Here is a 6,270-nt window from a genome sequence, read left to right on the forward strand (position 1 = left end):
GATGCCGTGACCTCGACGTCATCGGCGCGCACATCCGTCGCTGCGATCCCGCGGCCGAACCAGCGCACCCTGGCGCCGCGCTCTGCGGCGATCGGGGCCATCGCCGCCACGCGTGCGTCGTCCGCGTTGAGCACGGCCGTGCCGCCGCCGCGCAGGGCCTGCACGAGCTCTGACTTGGCGTGGAACGTCGCCTCGATGCCGCCGAAGCCGCCCGCATGCGCCATGCCGACCATCAGCACGACGCCGACGTCGGGCTCGACGAGCCCCGCGAGGCGCGCGATCTCGCCCGGGGCGCTCGCGCCGAGCTCGCTCACGAGGAACCTCGTGCCCTCGCTCACCCGCAGCATCGTCAGCGGTGCCCCGACCTCGTTGTTGAACGACGCCTTCGGCGCCACGGTCTCGCCCTCGCCCTCGCCCTCGAGGATGCGCGCCAGCAGGTTCTTGGTGGTGGTCTTGCCGTTCGAGCCGGTGATCCCGACGACGCGCAGGTCGCCTGTGTTCTTCACGCGCGCGACGACCTCGCGCGCGAGGTCGGCGAGTGCGGCGACGGCGCTCGGCACGACGATCTGGCTGACGGATGCCTCGACCGGCCGCTCGACGATCGCGAGGGCCGCGCCCCTCTCGACGGCGGCGTCGACGTACAGGTGGCCGTCGGTGGCGTCGCCGGGCTTGGCCACGAACACGCCGCCCGGCTCGATGAGGCGTGAGTCGGTGTCGACAGCCCCCGAGATGAGGGTCTCGAGGGTGTCGTCACCGGCCAGTCGCGCCTCGCCGGCGACGGCGTGGGCGATCTGGTCGATGGTGAGCGCGATCATGGGTCTCCGGCCGGTTCGGGGAGCTCACCCGAACTTGGGCAGGAGCTCCGGCGCCGTCGTCGAGGGCATGACGCGATAAGTCTTCAGCACCTGGGTCATGGCCCTCTGGAACGCGGTCGCGTTGGCCGCAGACGATGTTACCTTCGTCGGCTCGTCGAGGGTGACGACCACGACGTATTCGGGGTCCTCGACCGGAGCGAAGCCGACCATCGTCGTGTAGTAGACGCCGGACTTGTAGCCGCCGTTGACGAGGTCGGCCTTCTCGCCGGTTCCCGTCTTGCCGCCGACGCGATAGCCGGGAATCTCGACCGACTTCGAGTACCCCGACTGGAGGAACACGTTCTCGAGCATCGCCCGCATCTGCGCAGACGTGTCTTCGCTGATGACACGCTGCGGCTCGCCGAGGTCGGGCATGACGACCGCTCCGTCGGGCTTCGTGCACGACTCGATGATCGACAGCGGCATCATGACACCGTCGTTCACGATCGCGCCGTACGCGCGCGCGAGCTCGGGCATCGTCGTGGTCAAACCCTGGCCGAACGAGGTGTTGTAGGTCGTCTGGGCACCCCACGCCTCCACCGGGTGCACGAGGCCGTGCCACTCGCCCTGGTAGCCCGAGTCGGTGCCGTGGCCGATGCCGAAGCGTGTGAGGTAATCGTGCCGCACCTGCGGGCTGACCTTCTCGCTGAACTTCGAGATGCCTGCGTTCGACGAGTCGACGAGCACGCCCGCGAGTGTGTACTCGTAGGTGGGGTGCTGGAAGGCGTCCCGCACTCGCGCCCCATTCGGGAAGTACTCCTGCCACGACGAGGTCACGGTCGACGTGGCGCTCTGACCTCCGGCGTCGATCACCGTCGCGGCAGTGAGGGCCTTGAACGTCGAGCCGGGCTCGAATGTGCCGCGGAAGATCTCGCTCGAACGGTCGTCGGGCGCGGTCGCCTCGAAGTCGTTGGGATCGACCGTGGGGTACTCGGCCGCCGCGCGCACCTTGCCGGTCTTCACCTCGTATACCAGGATCGAGCCATGCTGGGCGGCCATGTTCTGGGTCTGCTCGGCGATGAGCTGCTGCAGGTACCAGTTCAGATCGCGATTGATGGTCAGCTGCAGAGTGCCGCCGTCGCTCGCCGGAACCTCGGTCTCGGTGCCAGGGATGACCACGCCATCCTTGCCCCGCTGGTACGTGCGCGTGCCGTTGGTGGCAGACAGGCAGTCGTCCTGCGACCTCTCGAGACCCTCGAGCGCGTCTCCATCGACCCCGGTGAAGCCGACGAGATTGCCCGCGACCGCACCGTCCGGGTACGCCCGGGCCGGATGCTGCGCGCAGGCGATGTAGGGGGCTCCGAGGTCGGCGAGCGCGCGGAACTGCTCCGTCGAAACCCCCTTCTCGAGGTACGCGAACTCCGAGTCGGGGTCCTCGGCCAGAGCCGCGGCCACGATCCCGCGGACATCCTCCGGGGTCCGCCCGGTGATCTCGGCGACGTCCTCCGAGAGATCAGCCCACAGTCGCGCGTCGGACTTGCCCGCCAGCACATCGGCGTCGATCTGCTTGATCAGCTTGGGAGATACCTGGCAGTCGTAGCGCAGGATGCTTCCGGCGAGCGTCTGGCCGTTCTCGTCGACGATCGCCCCTCGGGTGCCGTACAGCGTCTGGGAGCCCGCGAACGCACGGTCGAGCGAGTCCTCGATATGCTCGCCGGCGTTCACCACCTGGATGTCGACGAGCCGGACGATGAACCCGGCGAGCACGGCGAGCACGACGGCGAGGGCCACCACGGTCCGGCGGCGCGGGGTTCGCGTGCTACGTGTCGTCATGTCCGTCTCGGTGTCGTCTCGGTATCGTCTCGGCCGGGGCGTGCGCTGCGCGGTGTCAGGATCAGTGTGTGCTCGGGATGGGCAGTCCGTCGGTCAGGGGCGGCGGAGTGTTGCCGACACCGCCGTCGACCGGAGTCTCGACGACCTCGGCCGGCAGCCCGCCGATCGTGGCGCCTTCCACGGTCACCAGCGGCGTGTTCGCGATGAGCGCGTTCGGCACCGATCCGCGCCCGATGGCGTCGATCGAGGACGACCCCAGCGCGACCTCGGAGGCACCCAGGATCGCGCCGTCGCTGAGCCGCAGGTAGCTCGGCGACTCGTCGACCACCATGCCGAGCGCCGCCGCGTTCGCGGCCAGGTACTGCGGCGAGCTGAGGCCAGCGACCTCGTCGTACAGGATCTGCTTCTGATAGGTCAGCTCACTCTGCTGCGTGGTCAGGGCGGCGAGCTCGTACGAACCCTGCGTCGTCATGATCGACAGCGCCATCTGGGCGCCCGCGATGAGGAAGGCGCCGAGCACCGCGATGATCCCGTACAGGAGCTTCGGGCGGCGCCGGGGCGCGGGTGCGTCGACGACGCGGAGGCGCCGATTCGGGGCATCCGTCCGGTCCGGGGCGACGGCCCCGTCGGTGACGCGAGGTGCCGTCGAGAACGCGTGCGCTGTCGTGCTCATGCGTCCTCCCTCAGCCGTTCCGCCGCCCGCAGGCGCACGGGCGTGGCCCGCGGGTTGACCGCGCGCTCCTCGTCACCGGCGAGCTCGGCGCCCTTCACGAGCAGCTGGAACCGCGGCGCGTGCTCAGGCAGCTCGACGGGGAGTCCCGCCGGCGCCGTAGATGCCGAGGCATCCGCCAGCGCCCGCTTGACGAGGCGGTCCTCGAGGGACTGGTACGACAGCACGACGATGCGGCCGCCGACGGGCAGGATGCCGAGCGCGGCGGGGATCGCGCGCTCGAGCACCGACAGCTCGCGGTTGACCTCGATGCGCAGCGCCTGGAACACCCGCTTGGCCGGGTGGCCGGTGCGCTGCGCCGCGTACGGCGTGGCCGCGACGAGGACGTCGACCAGCTGACCGGATCGCTCCAGGGGAGCGTGGGTTCGCGCCGCGATGATGGCTCGCGCGTAGCGCCCGGCGAGCTTCTCTTCGCCGTAGCGCTCGAAGATGCGCCGCAGATCGCCCTCGCCGTAGGTGGCGAGGATGTCGGCGGCGGTGGTGCCCGAGGTCTGGTCCATCCGCATGTCGAGCGGCGCGTCCTTCGCGTAGGCGAAGCCGCGGTCGGCGACGTCCAGCTGCAACGACGAGACGCCCAGGTCGAAGAGGATGGCGTCGGCCCGCTCGAAGCCCGCCGACGCCACGGCCTCGGCGCTGCCGTCGTACACCGTGTGCACGAGGCTCACGCGGTCTCCGAAGCGGGCGAGCCGCTCCCCCGCGATGCGCAGCGCATCGGTGTCGCGGTCCAGGCCGATCAGGTGCAGCTCCGGGAAGCGCTCGAGGAACGCCTCGGAATGCCCCGCCATGCCGAGCGTCGCGTCGACGAAGACCGCGCCGTCGCGCTCGAGGGCGGGCGCGAGCAACTCGATGCAGCGCTCGAGGAGGACCGGGGTGTGGATGTCTCGCAGGTTCATGATGTCGGGGCTTCTGCGGCTGTCGTTCCCTCGGCCCTGATCCCCATCCGCTCTGACCTGGCACCGGGGAAGTGGCGTCAGGGCGTGAGCGGCTGGGAGTCGGGACCGAGGGCGGCAGCGCCTCAGAACAGGCCCGGGATCACCTCCTGCTCCAGCTCGGCGTATGTCTCTTCATTGGCCGCGGCGTAGGTGTTCCACGTCTCGGCGTTCCAGATCTCTGCGTGGGCGCCCACGCCGGTGACGACGAGGTCGCGATCGAGGCCGGCGTATGCGCGCAGCGGAGGGGGGATCGTGATGCGGTTCTGGCTGTCGGGCTTCTCGGCGCTCGCGCCCGAGAGGAACATGCGCAGGAAGTCGCGGGCCTGCTTGTTGGCCAGCGGCGCCTCGCGGATGCGCTCGTGCACCCGCTCGAACTCCTGCGTGCTGAACACGTAGAGGCAGCGGTCCTGTCCACGTGTCACGACGACACCCCCGCCCAGGTCGTCTCGGAATTTCGCCGGGAGGATGACGCGACCTTTGTCGTCGAGCTTGGGAGTGTGCGTGCCCAAGAGCATCGGTACATCACTCCCCCTTCGTCCGGCCCCCCCGGGATGTTCGCCACTTTACTCCACTCTCCTCCACTTTGCTACCACCGGCGGGCAGATCTCTCCCTTGAGCCCCCTCAGCGCCCCTCGCGCGCCGCCGACGCGGGTTCGCGGGCAACAAAAAAGCACCGACCCGAAGGTCGGTGCTCAGTGCGGGATCAGCCGGCGGTGGCGCTCAGCGCTCGCCCTGCCGCTTGTCCCAGCGGTCGTTCATGCGGTCCATGAACGAGGGGTGGCCGGCCGTCGCTTTCGCGGGACGGTCCGGATCCACGCGGACGCGTCCGGGGCCGCGGCCGGGCGTGACGGCGAGGAGGACACCGCCCAGCATGACGACGAATCCGATCACGCCCACGACGATCAACTGCTGCGAGACGCCGACGATGAGACCGCCGAGGCCCAGGAGCACGAGGATCGTGCCATAGACGATGTTGCGATAGCTCAGAGCGCGGCCGTCCCGGGGCGCGCTGACGACATCGGCGTCGTTGCGCATGAGATGGCGCTCCATCTCGTCCAGCAGGCGCTGCTCCTGTTCGGAGAGTGGCATGCATCCCCCTCTGTACTTCCGTCGGCCGAATGCGGGGCCGTTGTCAAAGTCTACGCGTGCCGTAGATCACTAGGCTAGGCCCGTGTCCGCCTCCGCAGAGCCGATCGAAGCCATTTCCCAGCGAGTGGACATGTTCATCTCGGCGCAGCGCGAGAGCGTGACGGATGCCGGAGCCGAGGCCGCGCGGTTCGTCGAGGCCGCCGCTGCGGCGACCGCCGGGGGCAAGCGGCTGCGCGGCAGATTCTGCGTCGCCGGGTGGAGGGCAGTGGAGGAGGCATCCGGTCCCGCCGGTCCCCCGCCGCAGGCCGTCGTGACGGCGGCGGCCGCCCTCGAGGTGTTCCACGCCGCGGCCCTGGTGCACGACGACCTCATCGACAACTCCGACACTCGGCGCGGCCGCCCGTCGGCGCATCGGTCGCTCGAGGCAGCGCATCGCGAGGCCGGCTGGTTCGGCGATCCGGTCGCCTTCGGCCGGTCGAGCGCGATCCTGCTGGGCGACCTCCTGGTCGCATGGAGCGACGACCTCCTCGAAGAGGGGCTCGCCGCACTGACTGCCGAGCGTGCGGCCGCCGCACGGGCGCACTACGCCGCGATGCGCCGCGAGGTCACGCTCGGGCAGTTCCTCGACGTCGCCGAGGAGTCCGCGTTCGCGTCCCAGCCCGACGACCGCCACGCCGAGCGGGCACTGCGCGTGGCATCGTACAAGTCGGCGCGATACAGCATCCAGCAGCCGCTCACGATCGGGGCGGCGGTGGCGGGGGCGGATGACGCGCAGTCGTGCGCGCTCGAAGCGTTCGGCCATCCGCTCGGCATGGCGTTCCAACTGCGCGACGACGTGCTCGGGGTCTTCGGCGACGAGCGCGAGACCGGCAAGCCCGCGGGAGACGACCTG

General features: G+C 70.1%; 7 protein-coding genes. 1 reads left to right on the top strand and 6 read right to left on the bottom strand.

What is annotated here, in order from left to right; genetic code table 11:
* The 6 genes from EIO58_RS10925 to EIO58_RS10950 form a co-directional block, all read right to left on the bottom strand.
* Nucleotides 1-815 (bottom strand): UDP-N-acetylmuramoyl-tripeptide--D-alanyl-D-alanine ligase (locus EIO58_RS10925; RefSeq protein WP_240658746.1); only part of this gene is annotated, 815 nt, incomplete at its 3' end.
* A gap of 24 nt (nt 816-839) precedes the next feature.
* Nucleotides 840-2,627, bottom strand: coding sequence for a peptidoglycan D,D-transpeptidase FtsI family protein (locus tag EIO58_RS10930; RefSeq protein WP_127819568.1), 1,788 nt, complete (start codon nt 2,625-2,627; stop codon nt 840-842).
* Between the two features lie 61 nt (nt 2,628-2,688).
* Nucleotides 2,689-3,300, bottom strand: coding sequence for a hypothetical protein (locus tag EIO58_RS10935; protein WP_127819569.1), 612 nt, complete (start codon nt 3,298-3,300; stop codon nt 2,689-2,691).
* Nucleotides 3,297-4,250: a 16S rRNA (cytosine(1402)-N(4))-methyltransferase RsmH gene (gene rsmH / locus EIO58_RS10940; protein ID WP_127819570.1), complete on the bottom strand. Its 954-nt coding sequence runs from the start codon at nt 4,248-4,250 to the stop codon at nt 3,297-3,299. The genes EIO58_RS10935 and rsmH overlap by 4 nt, the downstream gene beginning before the upstream one ends.
* 122 nt (nt 4,251-4,372) lie before the next feature.
* Complete coding sequence (mraZ, locus tag EIO58_RS10945) at nt 4,373-4,804, bottom strand: division/cell wall cluster transcriptional repressor MraZ (protein WP_127819571.1); 432 nt, start codon at nt 4,802-4,804, stop codon at nt 4,373-4,375.
* Nucleotides 4,805-5,009: 205 nt separating this feature from the next.
* Nucleotides 5,010-5,378, bottom strand: coding sequence for a DUF3040 domain-containing protein (locus EIO58_RS10950; RefSeq protein ID WP_127819572.1), 369 nt, complete (start codon nt 5,376-5,378; stop codon nt 5,010-5,012).
* An 82-nt stretch (nt 5,379-5,460) separates the two neighbouring features.
* Here EIO58_RS10950 and EIO58_RS10955 point away from each other — a divergent pair.
* Nucleotides 5,461-6,270 (top strand): polyprenyl synthetase family protein (locus tag EIO58_RS10955; protein WP_164861641.1); only part of this gene is annotated, 810 nt, incomplete at its 3' end.

The sequence above is a fragment of the Microbacterium sp. CPCC 204701 genome (genome assembly GCF_004010105.1).
Classification (GTDB): domain Bacteria; phylum Actinomycetota; class Actinomycetes; order Actinomycetales; family Microbacteriaceae; genus Microbacterium.

Coding starts and splice junctions, on each gene's coding strand:
- EIO58_RS10930 (WP_127819568.1), bottom strand. CDS start 2,627: ATGACGACACGTAGCACGCGAACCCCGCGCCGCCGGACCGTGGTGGCC.
- EIO58_RS10935 (WP_127819569.1), bottom strand. CDS start 3,300: ATGAGCACGACAGCGCACGCGTTCTCGACGGCACCTCGCGTCACCGAC.
- rsmH (WP_127819570.1), bottom strand. CDS start 4,250: ATGAACCTGCGAGACATCCACACCCCGGTCCTCCTCGAGCGCTGCATC.
- mraZ (WP_127819571.1), bottom strand. CDS start 4,804: ATGCTCTTGGGCACGCACACTCCCAAGCTCGACGACAAAGGTCGCGTC.
- EIO58_RS10950 (WP_127819572.1), bottom strand. CDS start 5,378: ATGCCACTCTCCGAACAGGAGCAGCGCCTGCTGGACGAGATGGAGCGC.